Source organism: Pseudomonas sp. p99-361 (assembly GCF_003935475.1).
Lineage (GTDB): Bacteria > Pseudomonadota > Gammaproteobacteria > Pseudomonadales > Pseudomonadaceae > Aquipseudomonas > Aquipseudomonas juntendi.
The window spans coordinates 17,450-36,974 of record NZ_RHQO01000022.1 but is presented as its reverse complement, the minus strand read 5'-3'; the positions used below and the strand labels follow the sequence as shown (position 1 = coordinate 36,974).

Genomic DNA, 19,525 nt, shown 5'->3' with positions numbered 1-19,525 from the left:
CCAGGCATGACCGAAGAAGCCGAGCGCTGGAAAGAAAAATACCTCAAAGCCATCGAGCAGCAAGAAAAGCTCGAACGTCGTTGGGACGCCCGTCTCGACTTGCTGCGCCGTGGCCTGGTACGCAGTACCCTGGCTGCCGAAGGCAGTGACAAGGTGGTCGACGCGTGCATGAAAGAGATGCGCGAGGTCATTCGCAGCGACAACATGGATGCTGGCCTTGCCGGGCTGATTCCCCGCCTGGAGAAGGCGGTGCTGGATTCGGAACAGCGCCGCGAAAACCGCATGAACCAGGTTGGCGATGCCCTGGCTGCCCTTGTGGGCCAATTACAGAAGCTGCCGCTGCCTGGTGATATTGCCCGGCCGCTGAAAAAACTGGCGAAGAAGCTTGATGGGGGCGTTACCCAGTCACGCGACCTGCCGCCGTTGCTGGGTGAGCTGAGCGGTTTGCAGGGGCGTGCGCTGGCCGCCCTGGGCAAGCCGGGTGAAGAAACCCGCCCTGGTTTTCTGCAGCGGTTGTTCGGCAGCCGCGATGACGATGCCCAAGCGGAGCCGGCGCTTGGGCCTGAAGCTGTGCCGGGTGCCCAAGCCCTATCGCAGGCGGCGCCACCCAGCCCCGACGCCGGCCCACATGTTGATATCGATGCGTTGCAACCGTTGCCAGCACCTGCCGCACCGGCGGCCGAGCTGCCCGCAGCGCCCGAGCCAGAGCCAGCGCCAGATGCAGCTGGCCCGGCGCTGATCGAAGCGGCCGAAGTACCCGCATCGCCAGTGCCGCAGCCAGGTGAAGGGCCGGCCGCCGAACACGGGGTCAGCCAGCCGCTGCCGGCACCTGCACCCTTAGCGGAGCTTGAACCAACGTTCGGCGAAGACGGCCCTTATGCCCTCCCCGATGCGGTGGAACCGCCGTACAGTCAGGTCGCTGCACACATCGAGCAAACCTTGCTTGGCCTGCTCGACGACCTCAGCCTGCCCGAGCGGCACAAGGCCCAGGCTTTGGAAATGCGTGCGCGGGTGGCCCGCGGCCTGAACTGGTATGAGCTGATCCCGGTACTGGATGACCTTGCAGTGCTGATGCTGGCGATCACCGACAGTGGCCAGCATGAATTTGAAACCTACTTGCAGCAGCTCAACGAGCGCCTGGAGGGGTTCCAGAGCCATCTGCATGAAGCCAGCGCCGGCCATGCCGACAACAGCAGTGCCGCCCGCGCGCTGGACACCCAGTTGCGCGAGCACGTAGACGGGTTGCAGAGCAGCGTGCAAGGTGCCGCCGATGTCGACAGCCTCAAGCACATCCTGGAGAACCGCCTGGAAGGCTTGTTGGTGACCATGGACGAGCACAAGCACGAGCGTGATCGCCGCGAGCAGGAACTGGCCAACCGCCTGCAGGGGTTGTCGGAGCGTGTGGCAAGCATGGAGCACGAGGCACTCGGTTACCGCGAACACCTGGAAGAGCAGCGGCAAAAGGCCCTGCTCGACCCGCTCACCGGTCTGCCCAACCGGGCGGCCTGGAGCGAGCGGGTGGAACGGGAAATGCTCGAATGGCAGGCCCAGGGCGGCCATCTGGCAATGGCGATCCTCGACCTTGACCATTTCAAGCGCATCAATGACAGCTATGGGCACCTGGCCGGGGACAAAGTGCTGAAAATCGTTGCCGACCAATTGCGCAAGTGCTTGCGCGGCCGTGACTTCATAGCCCGGTTCGGTGGCGAAGAGTTTGTCCTGTTGCTGCCGCAGACGGCCCCGCCGGCGGCTGCGCAAGCCGCTGAACTGCTGCGGGCAACCATCGAGGCCTGCCCGTTCCACTTCAAGGGTGAACGGGTGGTGATCACCACCTCCATTGGGTTGGCGGCGTTCCGCGCTGGCGAGCGCGCAGACCAGGTGCTCAAGCGCGCCGACACCGCGTTGTACCGGGCCAAGGAACTCGGGCGCAATCGCGTGGAACAAAATTGATGGGCAGCCACTGACTCGCGGCAAACATTGCTGCTGGCGAGCACGTTATACTGTAGCGCTCTTACGCCGAGGCCTCCGACGTGCTTTCCACGCTGAAAAAAACCCTGATCACCTTTCTGCTGTTCACCGTCGCCGGTTGCTCCACGGGCCTGCGCATCGACCGCAGCCACCCTTCGGCGAACCAGGACAACCGCATCCAGTTCGTTGTTTTGCATTACACCAATGCCTCGCTGGAACGCTCGCTGGCATTGCTCACCCACGGTGAGGTCAGTAGCCATTACCTGATTGGTGATGGCCCGGCGACGGTGTACCAGTTGGTGGACGAGAGCCGTCGCGCCTGGCATGCCGGTGACAGCCAGTGGCAGGGGCGCACATGGCTGAATTCGTCGTCCATCGGCATCGAAATCGTCAACCCAGGCTTTGCCGACACACCCAACGGGCGGGTCTGGTACCCCTATAGCGAGGCGCAGATCCAGGCGCTGATCGCGTTGCTCAAGGACATCGTCAAACGTAACAATATCGAGCCCCGGCATATCATTGGCCACAGCGATATCGCACCATTGCGCAAGCTTGACCCGGGCCCTTTGTTCCCGTGGAAACGCCTGGCCGATGCTGGGTTGGGGGTCTGGCCAGATGCCAACGCCGTGGCGCAGCAACAAGCGTACTTCAACGTCAACCCGCCCAGCGTTGGCTGGTATCAGCAGGAGCTGGCGCGGTTTGGTTATCAGATCGAGCAAACAGGCGTGCTCGATGTAGCCACCCGGCATGTCATCGCTGCCTTCCAGATGCGCTTCCGCCCGCAACGTTTCGACGGCATGCCCGATGCGCAGACGGCGGCCATGCTGCAGGTGCTCAACCGGACCCGTTGACTGTCACCAGGCCGCGCGCGGTGACAGGGGCGTTGCCCGTGCTGGCCGGGGCCTGGCATGGGCAAGCGAAGCGCTAAACGGCGCAGGTGATTATTGATTCAGTTGCTATACCTTAGTTATCAACTGGATGCCGTCCATGTCGTCTGCCATTGGCTTGCTGCGTCAAATTTTCTACCGTCCCTGGATGCTCGCCACGCTGGCAGCACTTGCCAGCGCCGCCCTGTTGCTTTCTGCCAGCATCGGCATCGCCCTGCAGCAGCTGAAACAGAGCGAAACCGAGCAGATGAACGCCCAGGGCGAGCGTTTTCTCGAGCGCCTGGAGCAGGTATTCGGCCAGCTGCGCGAGGGTGTCGACCTGTTGCAGGCACAGCCGCTGCGTGGATGCAGCCCGGCCATGTTGGCGGCCTTGCAGCAGGTGGGCTTGAGTTCGCGCTTCATTTACGAAGCGGCCTACGTGGACGGCAATGTCGCCTGCTCGAACCGGGGTAACGAGCGCGCGTTCGTGCCCTTGCGGCCGCCGGACATCAAGGGGCCGGTCTACAGCTACTGGCTCAACACCACCACCGAGCCGAACGAGAACCTCGCCGCGCTGATGCTCGGCCGGGGCAGGTTCCTGGTCTCGACCTCACGTGGGCACCTGACCGATGTGGTCGACCTGCCACCGGGTGGCAGCCTGGTGGTAGTACTCGACAACGGTGCCCGCGCCATTCCGGTCCTGGGCCCGCCACCGGTATGGCCGCCGCCCTCGGCCTGGTCGAATAGCCACAAGTCGCTGCTCGAACTCAGTGACCGCCTGATCTACCGCATGCCAACCAAGTCGCCTGACTACCAACTGGTGCTGATCGCCCCGCGTGTCAGCTTGCCCCTGCGCATGAACGGCATGCTCTGGCTGTTGTTCCCGGGTAGCGTATTGGCCGCCTGCTTCATCGGCTGGCTGGTGTTGCAGCTGATCTTGCAGCGGCGCTCGATGAGCTCAGAGCTGCAGGGTGCACTGCGCCGTGGCGAGCTGCAGGTGCTCTACCAACCGATCATCGAGCTTGGCAGCCGGCGTTGTGTGGGCGCCGAGGCCCTGGTGCGCTGGCGCCGCCCGGACGGTACCTTGACCAGCCCCGACCTGTTCATACCGCTGGCGGAAGACACCGGGCAGATCCGCCAGATCACGGACTTCGTGCTGCAACGTGTGCTTGAACAACTGGGGCCGTTGCTGCGTTCGCACCCCAACCTTTATATCTCGATCAACCTGGCGGCTTGCGATGTGATGGAGCCGCGCATCGGCCGAGTATCGGCGCGCCTGCTGGCGTTGCACCGGGTGGCGCCCAGCCAGATTGCCTTCGAGGTGACCGAGCGGGGTTTGATCGACGTGGTAGTGGCCCGCGAAAATCTGCAGGCACTGCGCGCCGCAGGGCATCAGGTGCTGATCGACGATTTTGGTACTGGCTATTGCAGCCTGGCTTACCTGCAGACGTTGCCGGTGGACTGCCTGAAGATCGACAAGGCGTTCATAGACGCTCTTGGCCATGATGCCGCCAGCAGTGGCGTTGCCCCACACATCATTCGCATGGCCCACGACCTCCACCTGCGGGTGATTGCCGAAGGTATCGAGAGTGAGGACCAAGCGGCGCTGTTGAGCGGTGAAGGGGTCAACTACGGCCAGGGCTGGCTATTTGCCCGGCCGTTGACGGCCAGGCAGTTTGCCCAGATGGTCACACGCAGGCATCAGCCGCGACGACCCGCGTAGGGTGTAGCCACGCGTGCGTCAGACTGGCAATGCCATATAGAACTGCGTGCCCTGCCCCGGCCGCGAAAACACGCCCATGCGCCCGCCATGCAGTTGCACGATCTCCTTGCACAGCGCCAGGCCCAGCCCCGCCCCACCTTTTTTGCGGCCAACCTGCACGAAGGGCTCGAAAATGCGCCCTTGCTGGCCGTAGGCGATACCTTCGCCGTTATCCTCGACACTGATGATCACCCGCTCCGCATGGCGGCGGGCGTGCAAGCGGATGCGCCCGCCCTTGGGGGTATGGCGGATGGCGTTGTGCAGCAGGTTGTCCAGCACCCTATCAAGTTGCGCGGGGTCGGCCTGGATGCGCGGCAGTGGCTGCTCCAGGTCGCTGACCAACTCGATCTGCTTGTGCGCAGCCTGGTCGGCAACCCGCAGTTGTGCCCGCTCCACCAGCTCGTCGATGGCACAGGGAGCCAGCTCCAGTTTCTGTAGCCCGCTTTGATAGCGCGAAAAGTTGAGCAGGTCGTTGATCAGTTGGGTAAGGCGCTGCATTTCTTCGCCGATGGTTTCCAGCAAGTCATTCTCCCGCGCTTCTGGCGGGAACTTGACGCGCTCGCGCAACAGGCCGAAGGCCATGTGCATGCCGGTAACGGGCGTACGCAACTCATGGGAGGCGCGCAGCACGAATTCACTGCGCACACGTTCGAAGGCGCGCTGCTCGGTTACGTCGTGCAGCACCATCACTGCGCCAAGAATCGGCCCCTGCGGGTGGCTGACCGGGGTCAGGCTGTAGGTAAGCAGGCGCGATTCTTCATCCACCTCCATGTTCAGGTCGTCTGGTGGCCGGTCCAGGCTGCCGCCCCGCAGCACTTGGCGCAGCTGCTGTTCCAGCTCTGGCCGTTGCAACGCTTCGGCAAGGCTGCTGCCTACCCGGCTGTCATTCCAGCCCAGCTGGCGCTGGGCTACTGGGTTGAGGTGTTCCAGCCGGCCCTGGCGGTCGATGATCAACAGGCCATCGTCGATGCTGTCCAGCACCGCCTGCAAGCGTTGCTGGCCGGCCAGCAGCTCGTCGACGTTGGTGGCCTGGTGCTTGCGCAAGGCATCGGCCATCAAGCCGAAGCGGCGGGTGAGCTGGTTGAGTTCGGCCGCCTGGGTGACTGGCAGGGTGACATCGAAATTGCCCTTGCCCAACTGGTCGGCGGCCTTGGCCAGCGCCTCGATCGGCTGGCCGAAGCGCCGCGCGATGTTGTGCGCACTGATAAAGCCGAGTACCAGCACCACCAGGCCCATCAAGCCCAGCACACCGCTGACCAGCAAGGCGCGGTCACGGCTGCGCTCCTCGCTGCGGGTAATTAGGTCCAGGGCCTGCCTGTGGGAGTCGATCAGGTCGGTGCGGACCTGATTGAATGCGGCGCCCAGCGGCTGGTCCACACCCATGCTGCGGGCAGGGGCCGGGCTGTCGCGGTAAGCCTGGAGGAAGGCTTGATAGTTGCTGTTGGCTTTGCTGAAACCGGTGCGCTCGCCGCCTTGCTCCAGCCCCTTGGCCAGAAGGGACTGGAAGTTGTCCTGCAGCGATCGCAGGTTTTCCGGGGCGGTGTCGTCATCCAGAATCAGGTTCAACTGCTCGCCAAGGTTCTGCCGCAGCTTGAGCCCCACCTCCAATGAGTGGGTGGTGTCGCGCACCAGTTGCTGTTGCATCGTGGCCATCTGCAGAACACTGACCAGGCCCAGCAGCAGACCGAGCAGCGCCACGGTGACCAGTGCCGAGATACTGAGGAAAAGCCGCGTGCGCAGCTTCATGGGTGGCCATTTCATAAGTTGTATTGCTTGCGTTTGCGGTACAGCGTGGAGGCGTCGATGCCCAAGGTCTTCGCGGCCTGGTCCAGGGTGTCGCTGGCGGCCAGTACGGCACCGATGTGCGCACGCTCCAACTCGTCGAGGCTAAGCGCGGCGCCAACGCGTGGGGCGTTGCCAGCCGGCTGCTCACCCATGCCCAAGTGGCTGATTTCTACCCGCTCTTGCGGGCATATGATGCTGGCTCTTTCCACTACGTTGCGCAATTCGCGAATGTTGCCGGGCCAGCGGTAGTTGAGCAGCGCCGCGCGGGCTTCTTCACTGAAGCCGCGTGCTGGCCGGGAATACTCCTTGACGAAACGGGCGAGGAAGCGGTCGGCGAGGGTCAGAATGTCCTCGCTGCGCTCGCGCAGGGGCGGCAGGTGCAGGGTGATGACGTTCAGGCGGTAGAGCAGGTCTTCGCGGAAGCGGCTTTCGCGCACCATCTCTTCTAGGTTGAGGTTGGTGGCAGCCAGGATGCGCACGTCCGCCCGGCGGGTAACCGGGTCACCCACGCGCTCGTATTCCTTGTCCTGAATAAAACGCAGCAGCTTGGGCTGCAAGGTCAGTGGGAAGTCGCCGATCTCGTCGAGGAACAGCGTGCCGCCGTCAGCCTGGCTCACCCGCCCAAGCGTGCTTTCACTGGCGCCGGTGAAGGCGCCGCGGGTATGGCCGAACAGCTCGCTCTCCATCAGCTCCGCATTCAGCGACGGGCAGTTGATGGTCACGCAGGCTTTGCGTGCACGCTTGCTCCAGCCATGAATGGCGCGGGCCAGCTCGCCTTTACCGGTGCCGGACTCGCCGAGGATGAGGATGTTGGCGTCAGTGGTCGCGACCTGGCGGGCGGTTTCCAGCACGGCCATCATCGCCGGGCTGTGTGAGTCGAGGCCGTCCTTGGGTTTGCGTACTTCACCTTCCAGCGCTTCGAGGCGGGCCGAGAGTTGCCGCACTTCCAGTTGCTTGGCGGTGGCCAGGCGCAGTTGGTCTGGGCTGCAGGGCTTGACCAGATAGTCGGCGGCACCCGCCTGGATGGCGTCCACTGCCGTGTCGATTGCCGAGTGCGCGGTAACGATCACCACGCGCATCCAGGGCGCCTGAATGCGCATCTGCGCCAGTACATCAAGCCCGTTGTCCTCACCCAGGCGCAAATCCAGGAAGCACAGGTCGAACACCTGGCGCTGCAACAGGCTCTCTGCCTGGGCGGCGCTATTGGCGGTGGCCACGCTGTAGCCCTCGTCCTCCAGGCAATAGCGGAAAGTGCGCAGGATCGCGGACTCGTCATCCACCAGCAGAATGCGGCCTTGGTTGTCCTGGGCTGATTCCATTTCCTGCGCTCCTTAAGGGTAGATCTTTATTTAGTGTGGGAAAAATCGGGCAAGTTGCATGGTCAATTCTGAAGGATTCTGTCCTTTGCATGCTAGCCAATGGCTAAACGATGCCTTCAGGCCCCATTTCCCGGTGCTTTGCTTAGAGGCATAGGGTGGCACATTGGTTGCGATGATTTTCAGCTTTTGCCTACAAAAGGAGGTAACGCCATGACCTTTGCCCTACGCAGCGCTGTGTTAGCAGCCGCTTTGCTTCCCGTGTTCACCCCCGCTCTCGCGGACCCCGTGCATGACGCCCGGCTTGAAGGGGCGCTGCAAACGGCGTTGTCACTGAACCGCATGCTCAACCCGTTCCGTATCAAAGTCGAGGTAGACGGCAAACAGGCGCGGCTTTCCGGCGAGGTAGAAAACGAGGTGGAGCGCCGGTTGGCCGAAGACGTGGCCTTGGCCACCCGAGGTGTCGAGCAGGTCGATAACCAGCTGCAGGTCAACGCTGAACTGGTCGAGCGCCCGCTCGAGCTGCGGGCCTATGCCCAGCGCCTGGAGGACGCCACCCTAGCAGCGGTGATCCGTGCGCGGTTGCTGTGGAGCCGTACCACCGAGAAGGCTGCAATCGAAGTGCAAAGCAGCGAGGGCGTGGTGACCTTGCGGGGTAAAGTCGACAGCGCCGAGGCCAAGGAGCTGGCGGGCGTGGTGGCGCGCACTACCGATGGCGTGCACCTGGTGAACAACCTTGTCAGCCTCGACAGCGCCGCCATGGCCAAAGCGCGGGAAACCCCTGTGGGAACACCAAGCGGCCCGCAGCCAAGCGACCCCTGGATCATCGACAAGATCCAGAGTAGCTACCGCTACAGCCGCAACCTCGATGGGCTGAACCTTAAAGTGGCCAGTGAAGAGGGCATGGTGCGGTTGTCCGGCGAAGTGGTCAGTGCGGCGCAAAAAACCATTGCCGTGGAAATAGCCCGGCAGATCGTTGGCGTGCGGGGGGTGGATGCCGATCTGCTGAAGGTCGCGACCAAGGTCGAAGGCTGATCGTGCAATTCGCACGACCCCAGCATGGCCATCGTGCAGGATACGTCCTGACACGCCTGTGGCCAAATGGTTAAGTTATTGTTTTTAAAGGATTTTTATTTATTTATGAGGCTGGCATGCAGGCTGCAATTACCTGTTCAGGTTTGAACAAAAATTACAGCAGGAGGAGCCGGCATGAATCGCCAGTCCGTCAACCACTCGCAAGTCGCCACTCTGTCACTGCGCCACCTGGTGTCGGTAGGGATCGCACTGGTTTTGACCTTGGCTGCCGGCCTCTTCTACTACAGCTGGCAAACAGCGCGTCTGGCCGACCAGGTGGCTGCACAGACCGCGCTGCTGAGCCAGATCCAGTCGACCCGGGCCAACAGTTTCGTCAAGGCGGCGGACCCGTTGCCCTCCCAGGGCAAGGCGGCGTCGCCGGCCACTCTGGAACACGTCGTGCCTCAAGACCGCTGGGTGTTCTAAGGCGGACCGTTTGAAGTTCTGAAAAAGAAAGAAAGGAGAAACACCATGCTGAGCTGGGCTATCACTTTCCTCATCATCGCCATTGTCGCTGCCGTTCTGGGCTTCGGTGGTATCGCCGGCGCTGCTACAGGTATTGCGAAGATCCTGTTCATTGTCTTCCTGGTCCTGTTTGTAGCCTCCTTCTTCTTTGGACGCGGTCGAGGTTGACAATGAGCAGGAAGCTACACACTGCCCTGGCTGCTGCCCTGCTGATGGGTAGCAGTGCAGCGGCACTGGCTGCCAATGATGGCCAGGTCCGTGCCAACCAGCTGCTGGGTTCGGACCCGGAATACCGGGAAACCTGGCAGGACACGATCAAAGGCGAGGAGCGCCTGCCCGATTGGGTGGTCAACCTCACTGGCAGCTCGGAGCAGCAAATGTCTGCTGTTACGGAAGATGGCGACAAGTACTTGGTCGGCCCCCTGTGCGAGGCCCAGGACAAGTGCACCTACAAGCGCCTGATCGTTGCGTTCAGCTGGGACAAGGATGATGCCTACGGCATGCTCGTGGAGGTGCCTGAAGGCTTGCCCAAGGACAAGTCGCCAACCCGACATGCGCAGTACCGCTGGCTGGGCAAGCCGGATGACGGCATGAAGACGATGCTGCAGGAGCAGCTCAAGCGTGACCCGAATTGGTACTGAGCCGTGGTTGCCAGTGCTGGTGAGTGGTCACCCACTGACACGAAATAGAAGCTGAACCTTTCTAGCGTTCAGCCTTCTATGATGCGCCGCCCCGAGGAGGGGTTGCACATGACCATGGGGCCGGGCTGTTCTGGTTGAGACATGATCGGAGTGGCCTAGGGGTACAGGGAGTGCCTCCAGCGTTGGGCCGGGTCAGGAACGGCGGAATCGGAAGCTTCAGGTCGGCAGTATCGCTGGGATACCCAAGCCGACCTGACTTCCGAGGAGCCACGTAGGAAACGCCTCTTTCCTTGCGCGTTTTCTTCCCCGAGACACATTTTGTCTCGACCGTACATCAAATTTTTTCCCTCCGCATCGACTCCCTCACAAGTGGCATTTCGGCCATTCGGATTGTCGAACACGACATATTTGTCGCTTCTTTTGAGAGTGCCAGATCCGCCTGAATATGGCTGTCTAGCCATGTTCGGGATTCCGAACGTTATAAATCAATGACTTGCAAACCTACCTCGTCGGTCGAAAACGGTATGCATAACCTGCATGGGGTATGCGTTTCCGGCATTAGATTTCCCCCCCTGCCATCGCAATAGTTGCCGCCTTTTTCGCTGGCCAGGGCGCCCTGTCGCTCGCCTGCGGTGTCCTTACATAACGTCGCCGGACGGAAACTCTTCTTGCGTGTGACTTGGCCAAGGGCTCTGTCACGCCTGTTTCCACCCGGTGTCATGACCACTAGAACAAAGGGTAAAGACATGAAGAAGGCAAAACTGAGCCTCGCCTGGCAGATCGTCATCGGTCTGGTGCTGGGTGTTGCAATCGGCGCGCTGCTGAACCACTTCAGTGCAGAAAAGGCCTGGTGGATCAGTAACGTCCTCCAGCCCGCCGGTGACATCTTCATTCGCCTGATCAAGATGATCGTCGTCCCGATCGTGATTTCGTCGCTGATCGTGGGTATCGCCGGGGTTGGCGATGCGAAGAAACTGGGCAGCATTGGCCTGAAGACCATCATCTACTTCGAGGTGGTGACCACGATCGCCATCGTCGTCGGCCTGGTGCTGGCAAACCTGTTCCACCCCGGTGCCGGTATCGACATGAGCACGCTGGGTACCGTGGATATTTCCAAGTATCAGGCGACTGCGGCCGAAGTGCAGCATGAGCACGCCTTCATCGAGACCCTGCTCAACCTGATCCCGTCGAACATCTTCGCAGCGCTGATGCGTGGTGAAATGCTGCCGATCATCTTCTTCTCGGTCATGTTCGGGCTGGGGCTGTCGAGCCTGCAGGCAGAGCTGCGCGACCCGCTGGTACGTACCTTCCAGGCCGTATCGGAAACCATGTTCAAGGTCACCCACATGATCATGAACTACGCGCCGATCGGTGTGTTCGCCCTGATCGCCGTGACTGTCGCCAACTTCGGCTTCAGCTCGCTGCTGCCGCTGGCCAAGCTGGTGCTGCTGGTGTACTTCGCCATTGCCTTCTTCGCCTTCATGGTACTGGGCCTGGTGGCTCGCCTGTTTGGCTTCTCGGTGATCAAGATCATGCGCATCATGAAAGATGAGCTGATCCTGGCCTACTCCACTTCCAGTTCGGAAACCGTGCTGCCACGGGTGATCGAGAAGATGGAGAAGTACGGTGCACCGAAGTCGATCTGCTCGTTCGTGGTACCGACCGGCTACTCCTTCAACCTCGACGGTTCTACCCTGTACCAGAGCATTGCGGCGATCTTCATTGCCCAGCTGTACGGTATCGACCTGTCGTGGAGCCAGCAGCTGCTGCTGGTGCTGACCCTGATGGTCACGTCCAAAGGTATTGCTGGTGTGCCAGGCGTATCGTTCGTGGTACTGCTGGCCACCCTCGGCAGTGTGGGCATTCCGCTGGAAGGCCTGGCCTTCATCGCCGGCGTCGACCGCATCATGGACATGGCCCGCACCGCGCTGAACGTGATCGGCAACGCCCTGGCGGCATTGGTCATCTCGCGCTGGGAAGGCATGTACGATGCGGCCAAGGGCGAGCAGTACTACGCCTCGCTCATGGCTGACAAACAGCAAACTGCGGTGGTTGGCGAAGCGGCCAAGCGCTGAGTTCATACCCCGCTGTACAAAAAGCCCCGACCCGTCGGGGCTTTTTGTTGTCTGTGATGTTGCGCGGCCGCGGTCTGCAGCCTTGCGCCCCGATACGCTATCATTCGGGCACTTTTCTGGGGGAACACACGGATGCTCAATGGCCTTTGGCTCGGCTTTTTCCTGGTGGCGGCAGTGTCCGCCCTGGCCCAATGGCTGATAGGCGGCAACGCGGGCATTTTTGCGGCCATGGTCGAGAGCATCTTTGCCATGGCCAAGCTCTCGGTCGAGGTGATGGTGCTGCTGTTTGGCACTCTGACCCTGTGGCTGGGCTTTCTCAAAATTGCCGAAAAGGCCGGCATCGTCGAATGGCTGGCCAAGGTACTGGGCCCGTTGTTTGCGCGCTTGATGCCGGAAGTACCACCCGGCCACCCGGCACTGGGCCTGATCACCATGAACTTCGCGGCCAACGGCCTGGGGCTGGACAACGCCGCCACACCGATTGGGCTCAAAGCAATGCGCGCGTTGCAGGAGCTGAACCCCAGCAGCACCACGGCGAGCAACGCGCAGATCCTGTTCCTGGTGCTCAACGCCTCTTCGTTGACCCTGCTGCCTGTGACCATCTTCATGTACCGCGCCCAGCAAGGCGCGCCGGACCCGACCATGGTGTTCCTGCCGATCCTGCTGGCCACCAGTGTCTCGACCCTGGTCGGGCTGTTGTCGGTGGCCGTCATGCAACGCCTGCGTTTGTGGGACCCGGTCGTACTTGCCTACTTCATCCCCGGTGCGCTGCTGCTGGGTGGCTTCATGGCCTTCCTGGGCACATTGTCGGCAGCGGCACTGGCCAGCTTGTCGTCGATCCTAGGTAACTTGACGCTGTTTGGCGTGATCCTGCTGTTCGTGGTGACCGGTGCGTTGCGGCAGGTGAAGGTGTACGAAGCCTTTGTCGAGGGCGCCAAAGAGGGCTTTGACGTCGCCAAGAACCTGCTGCCCTACCTGGTGGCCATGCTGGTGGCTGTGGGCGTGCTGAGGGCTTCGGGCGCGCTGGAATTGGCGTTGGACGGTATTCGCCATGCGGTCAACTGGCTGGGCCTGGACACGCGTTTTGTCGAAGGCCTGCCGACAGCGTTGGTCAAGCCGTTCTCCGGGAGCGCGGCGCGGGCAATGCTGATTGAGACGATGCAGAGCCAAGGGGTAGACAGCTTCCCTGCCCTGGTGGCGGCAACCATCCAGGGCAGTACCGAGACCACTTTCTATGTGCTGGCGGTGTATTTCGGCGCGGTGGGCATCCAGCGTGTGCGGCATGCGGTAGGGTGTGCGCTGCTGGCCGAGTTCTCTGGTGTAGTGGCAGCCATCTGCGTGTGTTACTGGTTCTTTGCCTGAACGATCTGCAGGCCTGCATCGCATCAAAGGGTAAACACTAGCGGGTTGTGCTGCTGCCTGCCTGGGCAATCGCCCACTCGACCACCTGCCCGGTGAGTAGGTCGCACGCTTGGCCAAACCCGGCCACTACCCCGGCTACTTGCTTGTCTGCCAGCGGCTGGCGGACTTCGAAGCGTTTGCTGGCGAGGATACGCTGAGTGCGGCCTTGCACCAGCCGTGCGTCATAGCGGATCACCACCTCCACGGTGCCGTCCGCGCGGTATTCGCTCTGGAACGCCTGCAACTCGCCAGCCAGCTCGTAGTCAGCCTGCAAATTGCTGTCGTCGGCGCTCAGGCGCTGCACTTGGCCGTCGCGCTGAAAGCCGTCGAGCAGCCGGTTGCGCAGCAGCATCGGGGCCGGATCGCTCCAGCGCGCGCCCTTGTAGCTGCTGACCACATTGCCCTGCGGGATGACCGCAATCCGTGGCCCGGCCAATACCTCGCTGGCCAGCGGTTTGTTCAGGCGCAATGACCAGTCCAGCGGCGGCGCGCTGCGGCTGACCTGGTTGATGGGCAAGCGATACAGGTCCACAGGGTCGCTCGTGGGCAGGATCGAGCAGGCGCTGGCCAGCCCAATCGTGACCGCCAAAGCCACTAAGCGCAGCGACGATTTCATGGCTGGAACTCCTTGTTGTTGTCGCGGCCGAGCAGGTAGCCGCTGGGGTCTGCTTCCAGTTGCCGGGAAATGCCTTTGAGTGCGTTGAGGGTTTCGCGCAGTTCGCGGATGGCCGGGGTCAGCTGGTTCAGGCCCTGGGCGCCGTCGCCGATGGCTTCGCTGTTGTCCTTCAGCAGGCTATTGATGGTGGCAGTGCTCTGCGCTAACGACTGCATGGCTTGCTCGGCGCTGCCGATGGCCTGCTTGCCCTCGGTGCCCAGCAATCCATTGGCATTGCGCATCAGCACCTGGGTTTCGGCCAGGGTCGCGCTGGCCTGCTTGCCTACCTGGACCAGTTGCTCGATAGCCTGGCTGATGCTGCCATGCTCCCCGGCGAAGGCGCCGGTGGTCTTGTCGAGGTTGGCCAAGGTATTGCTGAGGTGGCCGATGTTGCCCTCGGAGAACATCTGGTTGGCGTTGTGCAGCAGCAAGTTGATGTTGGTCACCAGGTCACTGCTGTCATTGAGCAGGCGCGAGATGGGCGATGGCGAGGCGATGATCACCGGCAGCTTGCCGTCTTTGCCTTTCAGCTCGGGGCTCTGTGGGGTACCGCCGCTCAGCTGGATGAACGAGTTGCCGGTCACCCCGGCCAGGGTCAGCTTGGCCTGGGTGTCTTCTTTGACTGGGGTGTCGCCGCTAAGGCGCACCCGTGCCAATACCCGACGCGGGTCTTTAGGGTCCAGGCGCAGGGTGGAAACGTCACCCACCTTGATCCCGTTGTACTGCACCGGGCTGCCACGAGACAGGCCGGAAACTGCCTCGTTGAACACGACTTCGTAGTCCTTGAACGCATCGTCGACGCTGGACTTGGTCAGCCACAGGCCGAACAGCATGGCACCGGCTACCACCAGGACGGTGACCAGGCCGATAAGAACGTGATGGGCTCGGGTTTCCATTGCTCAGCGCTCCTGGCCAGTGCGGGTGGCGGCCTGCTCGGCTGCGCGCCCGCGTGGGCCGTGAAAGTATTCTTGGATCCAGGCGTCGTTGGTCTGTTCGACCTCGGCCAATGGGCCGGCCACCAGGACCTTTTTCTGCGACAGTACGGCGATGCGGTCGGTGATGGTGTACAGGGTGTCAAGGTCGTGGGTAATCAGGAACACCGACAGGCCGAGGGCATCGCGCAGGGTGAGGATCAACTGGTCGAAGGCCGCAGCGCCGATCGGGTCCAGGCCTGCGGTCGGCTCGTCGAGAAACAGTATGTCCGGGTCCAGGGCCAGGGCCCGGGCCAGCGCTGCGCGCTTGATCATGCCCCCCGACAAAGAAGCAGGGTACTTGTCGGCCGCCGAGATCGGCAGCCCGGCCAATGCCAGCTTTACCCCGGCCAGGTGCTCGGCATCGGCGCGGGATAATCCGGTATGCTCGATCAGTGGCAGGGCAACGTTCTCGGTCACTGTCAGGGAAGAGAACAGCGCGCCCTTCTGGAACAGTACGCCAAAACGCCGTTCGACCAATGAGCGCTGCGTTTCGCGCAGGCCGGCCAGGTCCTGGCCGAACACCTTGATCTGCCCTTCGTTGGGGCGGCGCAGGCCGATGATACTGCGCAGCAGCACGGACTTGCCGCTACCAGAGCCGCCCACCACGGCAAGGATCTCGCCGCGGTACAGGTCCAGGTCGAGGTTTTCATGCACCACTTGCCGGCCAAAGCGGTTACAGATGCCGCGGGCTTCGATCACGCTCTCACGTCGGTTCACCAGCCCATCTCCATGAAGAACAGCGCGGCCACCGCGTCGAGCACGATAACCACGAAGATCGACTGCACCACGGCCGAAGTCGTGTGTGCACCGACCGACTCGGCGCTGCCGCTGACCTTGAAGCCTTCCAGGCAGCCAATGGCGGCAATCAGAAAGGCAAAGAACGGCGCCTTGGCCAGGCCGACCAGAAAGTGCTGCACGCCAATATCGCTTTGCAGCAATGACAGGAACATGGCCGGCGAAATGCCCAGCGACAGGGCGCACACCACGGCCCCGCCGACGATGCCGCAAAGCATGGCGACGAACGTGAGCAGCGGCAGGGTAATCAGCAGGGCCAGCACCCGGGGGACCACCAGCAGTTCCATTGGGTTGAGGCCCAGGGTGCGGATCGCGTCTATTTCCTCATTGGCTTTCATCGAGCCGATCTGCGCGGTAAATGCGCTGGCGGTGCGGCCGGCCATGAGGATGGCGGTGAGCAACACGGCGAACTCGCGCAGGAACGAGAACGCCACCAGGTCGACGGTGAACACCGTTGCGCCGAAGTCGGCCAGCACCGTGGCGCCAAGGAAGGCCACCACGGCACCCACCAGAAAGGTCAGCAAGGCCACGATTGGCGCGGCATCCAGCCCTGTCTGTTCGATGTGGGCGACCACCGGGGTGATGCGCCAGCGGTGTGGCTGTAGGGCACGGCGTAGCAACGTTTCGAGGATGACGCCGATGAAACCGAGCAGTTGCATGCTGTCTTGCCACAGGGTGCCGACGGCGCAGCCTATACGCTCCAGCAGCAACAGCAGCACGTTGCGCTCGGGCTCCTTGACCGGGATGCAGTAGTCCTGGACCGATTGGTAGACATTCTTCAGCAGCGCCCGGCTGGCTTCCGGCAGATCGTGGGTGCAGCGCGACAGACGCTCGGTGCCGAGCAGTTCGGCCAGCAGCGACGCACCGGCCGTGTCCAGGCGCCCTAACTGGCTGAGGTCGGCGACGGTGTCGGGGGTGTATTGCGCACGCAGCCGCTCGCTGTCGCGTTTCAGGCTGGCGTAGTGCGCCAAGGTCCAGTCACCGGCAATGCGCAGGCAGGCCGGTTGACTGCTGGTATCCAGAGTGAGGCTGGGGGTGGTCATAGGCTCCATGCAACTGACTCGGCGCTAAGGCTCAGGGGCTGATCATAGCGCAGCAGGCCGGGGCTGTTTGGTGATTATGTGCTGTGTACCAGCAGGTGTTGATTACCCGGCTGGCGCATCGTCGACCACCTTGAAGCGCAGTACGCCAATCACTTGGCCATCCTCGGTCAGAACCCGCACCTGCCACCTCCCCACCGGGTTGGGTGGGAAGTTCTGCTTGTGCGTCCAGGCCCGGTAGCCTTCCTTGCGCCCACCGTGGATGTCGAGGGCAATGCGGTCCACCTCCTGGCCGTCCTTCTGCCACACGTGGTAGATCCGCTCATTCAGGCCGCGTGGTGCGTTGATGGCGGTATAGGCGTACAAGCCGCTGCTGCGAATGCTGCTGGCGGCAATTTCGTGCAGCGACTCGCCTGGCTGGCGGTTCAGCACTTCGGTGCTCACCGCCACCTCGGTCATCCACAGGGTTGCCGGCGGGACCCAGGAGCGCAACAACCAGCCGCCAGCACCCACCGACAGCGTGACCAGCAACAAGGCCACAGCCCGGCGCCAGTTATTGATCGGAAAACTGCTGGCCAAGCTGGGAAACGACAGCGCCATGGCGATGATCAGCGCCAGCTTGAAGCTTTGCGCGGTGGTCAGGTGGACGATGATCGGCAGCGCCGTGAGCAACGCAGCGAACAGGGTCAGGGTATGCAGCGCCAGGAACAGCCAGCGCCGCGGAGCGAGCCATTTGTAGTACAGCGGGTCGATGATCGACACCAGGCCGGCAGCGCCGAGCAGGCCGGTGAACACCAGCTGGCCGCTGTTCCAGGTCGTGGTGATGAAGAAGAAGGGTAAAACGAAGAACAGTGTTTCCTGGTGGATCATCTGCGTGGCGTAGCGCAGCAGTGGCTGCGGGATTTCGCGGTTGAACATGCGCGCGAACAGGCCGGTGAGTGTGTTTTCCAGCATCAGCCACACCCAGCTCACCAGCATCAGCACGGCAACCCAACTGGCCAGGCCGGCCTGGCGGTCGACCAGGATGAAGCTGCCGATGCCGGAAAGAAAACCCCCAAGCGCGATGATGCCGGGATAGCGTTTGAGCAGTTCGATGATGCGCTGGACGATGCGGGGGATCTGGGGCATTGGCTCTACAACAGGAGAGAGTTGGGTGGCTGTGCCGGCCGCTTCGCGGGTAAACCCGCTCCCACAGGATCACCACAGCTTCTGCAACAGTGGGGTCCCTGTAGGAGCGGGTTTACCCGCGAAGAGGCCAGTACTGGCAAAAGAATACCGCTGATTCACCGCCGGCGTGTAGCACCGCTCGGCCGCTGTGGGCCATGCCGCCGCCAGCGCAACAGCCCCGCGGCCACGATCAGCCCTACCAACAGGGCACCCAGCCCATAGAATTCGTCATAACCCAGCAGCGGCTTTTCAATGCGTACGTAGCCGTCTTCCTTGAGCAATTCCCGCATCGCCTGGTTGGCCTGCTCCAGGGTGACCTGGCGCAGTTTGCGCACCGGGTTGGTGAAGCGGCCGTCGGTGTAGTCGTTCAGCGCTCCCCAGTAGTAATCGGCCAACGCACTGTTGCCTTGGGTGCTCCAGCTTTCCTTGGCGACACTGGCATCCTTGATGCGGGCGAACGTATCCGGGTCCAGCCCCTCTTTGCGCAGGTGCTTGAACAACCGCTGCATGACCGCTACGGCCTTGTCGATGTCATCGCGCTCCAGGTCGGCATTGACGCTGAGCAGGCCGGTGTCACCGAAGCTTTCGCGCTGCACCGAGGGCCCATAGGACAAGCCATTGCGCAGGCGCAGCTGGTCGTAGATGGCCCAGTCCAGGTAGCGTGCCAGCAGGTCGAGGGTGGCCTGGTGGTCGTTGTCCAGTACCGGCTCGATGAAAAGCCAGTGCAGTTTCACGCTGTCACCGAGCCAGCCACGGGTCAGATCGCGACGCTGCTCGGCTTGCTGGGTGATGCTATCCAGGTTGCGGCGCTCTTCTGGCTCGGTGGCCGGCAGCTCGCCAAACGAGCGTTCCAGATAGGCTGGCAACAGGCGGTCCAGGCCACCGACCATGATCAGGGTCATGTTGTTGGCGGCGTACCAGCGGTCGCGCAGGGCCTGGACCTGTTCCAGGGTCATGTCGTCGACGTTGGAGCGCTCTGGGCACTTCAGGCCCAGCTCGGTGGCCAGTTGGTCGCTGGCGGGGTGGCCGATGTCCTGACGGTCGAGCCAGCGCTGCAGGTGGCCGTAGTGGCCGCCATCCTCGCGTTCGATGATGCGTTTGGCGGTGGCCAGGGCCTTGGCATCGATGTGGGTATCGCGGATGACCGCCAGCAACAGGTCGAGTACCTTGCGCTGGTTGCGCGCCGGTGCTTCGATGACGAAAGTAGTATCGGCACTGCTGGTAAAGGCGTTCCATTCCCCGCCCAGCGCCTGCAGGCGCTCTTCCAGGCCGCCTTCGCCGGTTTCATCGATGCCGCTGAACAGCAGGTGCTCAAGCAGGTGTGGCAGCTCTTTCTGCGCGCAATCGAAATCATCCAGCCCAACCCCGACCACCAGGCGTATCGCCACATGGTCACGCTCGTAGCCATTTTTCAGAATCACCTGCAGGCCGTTGGGCAACAGGTAGCCTTCCACCCGCGACCGGTCGAGGGCGAAAGTGGGCAGGCTGCAGATCAGGATGCAAACGAACATCAGGCAACGCATGGGCGAGCTAGGGTCCTC

General features: G+C 62.4%; 17 protein-coding genes. 9 read left to right on the top strand and 8 right to left on the bottom strand.

All coding sequences use genetic code 11. The features are described from left to right. Positions 1-6 precede the first annotated feature (6 nt). The 3 genes from EGJ22_RS12355 to EGJ22_RS12345 all read left to right on the top strand — a co-directional run bounded on the left by EGJ22_RS12355 (position 7) and on the right by EGJ22_RS12345 (position 4,557). Positions 7-1,950 (top strand): GGDEF domain-containing protein, encoded by a 1,944-nt coding sequence (locus tag EGJ22_RS12355; protein WP_029886307.1) that lies wholly within the window; start codon positions 7-9, stop codon positions 1,948-1,950. A gap of 80 nt (positions 1,951-2,030) precedes the next feature. Then, positions 2,031-2,819, top strand: coding sequence for an N-acetylmuramoyl-L-alanine amidase (locus EGJ22_RS12350; protein ID WP_029886308.1), 789 nt, complete (start codon positions 2,031-2,033; stop codon positions 2,817-2,819). A gap of 136 nt (positions 2,820-2,955) precedes the next feature. Further along, the gene (locus EGJ22_RS12345) at positions 2,956-4,557 is read left to right on the top strand and encodes an EAL domain-containing protein (protein WP_029886309.1); all 1,602 of its coding nucleotides are present in this window, start codon (positions 2,956-2,958) and stop codon (positions 4,555-4,557) included. An 18-nt stretch (positions 4,558-4,575) separates the two neighbouring features. Here EGJ22_RS12345 and EGJ22_RS12340 read toward each other — a convergent pair whose 3' ends face one another. Beyond that, positions 4,576-6,357, bottom strand: coding sequence for a KinB sensor domain-containing domain (locus tag EGJ22_RS12340; protein WP_125920274.1), 1,782 nt, complete (start codon positions 6,355-6,357; stop codon positions 4,576-4,578). After that, positions 6,354-7,700 carry a sigma-54-dependent response regulator transcription factor AlgB gene (algB, locus tag EGJ22_RS12335; protein ID WP_029885350.1) on the bottom strand — a complete coding sequence of 449 codons (1,347 nt, stop codon included), beginning with the start codon at positions 7,698-7,700 and terminating at the stop codon, positions 6,354-6,356. Before algB ends, EGJ22_RS12340 begins: the two co-directional genes overlap by 4 nt. Before the next feature lie 210 nt (positions 7,701-7,910). On the opposite strand from algB, the gene EGJ22_RS12330 reads away from it, so the two are divergent. The 6 genes from EGJ22_RS12330 to EGJ22_RS12305 all read left to right on the top strand — a co-directional run bounded on the left by EGJ22_RS12330 (position 7,911) and on the right by EGJ22_RS12305 (position 13,314). Continuing rightward, positions 7,911-8,732, top strand: coding sequence for a BON domain-containing protein (locus tag EGJ22_RS12330; protein ID WP_029885351.1), 822 nt, complete (start codon positions 7,911-7,913; stop codon positions 8,730-8,732). A 174-nt stretch (positions 8,733-8,906) separates the two neighbouring features. Next, a complete protein-coding gene (locus EGJ22_RS12325) occupies positions 8,907-9,197 on the top strand; it encodes a hypothetical protein (protein WP_029885352.1) in 291 nt (96 codons plus the stop codon). 45 nt (positions 9,198-9,242) lie between these two features. Beyond that, positions 9,243-9,404 (top strand): DUF1328 domain-containing protein, encoded by a 162-nt coding sequence (locus EGJ22_RS12320; RefSeq protein WP_003252966.1) that lies wholly within the window; start codon positions 9,243-9,245, stop codon positions 9,402-9,404. A gap of 2 nt (positions 9,405-9,406) precedes the next feature. Beyond that, positions 9,407-9,877, top strand: a complete 471-nt coding sequence (locus EGJ22_RS12315) for an inhibitor of vertebrate lysozyme family protein (protein ID WP_029885353.1) — start codon at positions 9,407-9,409, stop codon at positions 9,875-9,877. A gap of 746 nt (positions 9,878-10,623) precedes the next feature. Beyond that, positions 10,624-11,952 (top strand): glutamate/aspartate:proton symporter GltP, encoded by a 1,329-nt coding sequence (gene gltP, locus EGJ22_RS12310; protein WP_009683574.1) that lies wholly within the window; start codon positions 10,624-10,626, stop codon positions 11,950-11,952. 132 nt (positions 11,953-12,084) lie between these two features. Continuing rightward, a complete protein-coding gene (locus EGJ22_RS12305) occupies positions 12,085-13,314 on the top strand; it encodes a nucleoside recognition domain-containing protein (protein WP_029885354.1) in 1,230 nt (409 codons plus the stop codon). Positions 13,315-13,351: 37 nt separating this feature from the next. Here EGJ22_RS12305 and EGJ22_RS12300 read toward each other — a convergent pair whose 3' ends face one another. From EGJ22_RS12300 to EGJ22_RS12275, 6 genes are all read right to left on the bottom strand, one after another. Continuing rightward, complete coding sequence (locus tag EGJ22_RS12300; RefSeq protein WP_029885355.1) at positions 13,352-13,969, bottom strand: ABC-type transport auxiliary lipoprotein family protein; 618 nt, start codon at positions 13,967-13,969, stop codon at positions 13,352-13,354. Continuing rightward, entirely contained in the window at positions 13,966-14,904 is a 939-nt protein-coding gene (locus EGJ22_RS12295; RefSeq protein ID WP_029885356.1) for an MlaD family protein, read from the bottom strand. The genes EGJ22_RS12300 and EGJ22_RS12295 overlap by 4 nt, the downstream gene beginning before the upstream one ends. Before the next feature lie 3 nt (positions 14,905-14,907). After that, positions 14,908-15,699 carry an ABC transporter ATP-binding protein gene (locus EGJ22_RS12290; protein WP_029885357.1) on the bottom strand — a complete coding sequence of 264 codons (792 nt, stop codon included), beginning with the start codon at positions 15,697-15,699 and terminating at the stop codon, positions 14,908-14,910. Further along, positions 15,696-16,829, bottom strand: coding sequence for an ABC transporter permease (locus EGJ22_RS12285; RefSeq protein WP_033744357.1), 1,134 nt, complete (start codon positions 16,827-16,829; stop codon positions 15,696-15,698). Before EGJ22_RS12285 ends, EGJ22_RS12290 begins: the two co-directional genes overlap by 4 nt. Positions 16,830-16,922: 93 nt before the next feature. Further along, on the bottom strand, positions 16,923-17,945 hold the full coding sequence (locus EGJ22_RS12280) for a DUF5924 family protein (RefSeq protein ID WP_029885359.1): 1,023 nt from the start codon (positions 17,943-17,945) through the stop codon (positions 16,923-16,925). A 155-nt stretch (positions 17,946-18,100) separates the two neighbouring features. After that, positions 18,101-19,507 (bottom strand): pitrilysin family protein, encoded by a 1,407-nt coding sequence (locus EGJ22_RS12275; protein WP_029885360.1) that lies wholly within the window; start codon positions 19,505-19,507, stop codon positions 18,101-18,103. Positions 19,508-19,525 lie beyond the last annotated feature (18 nt).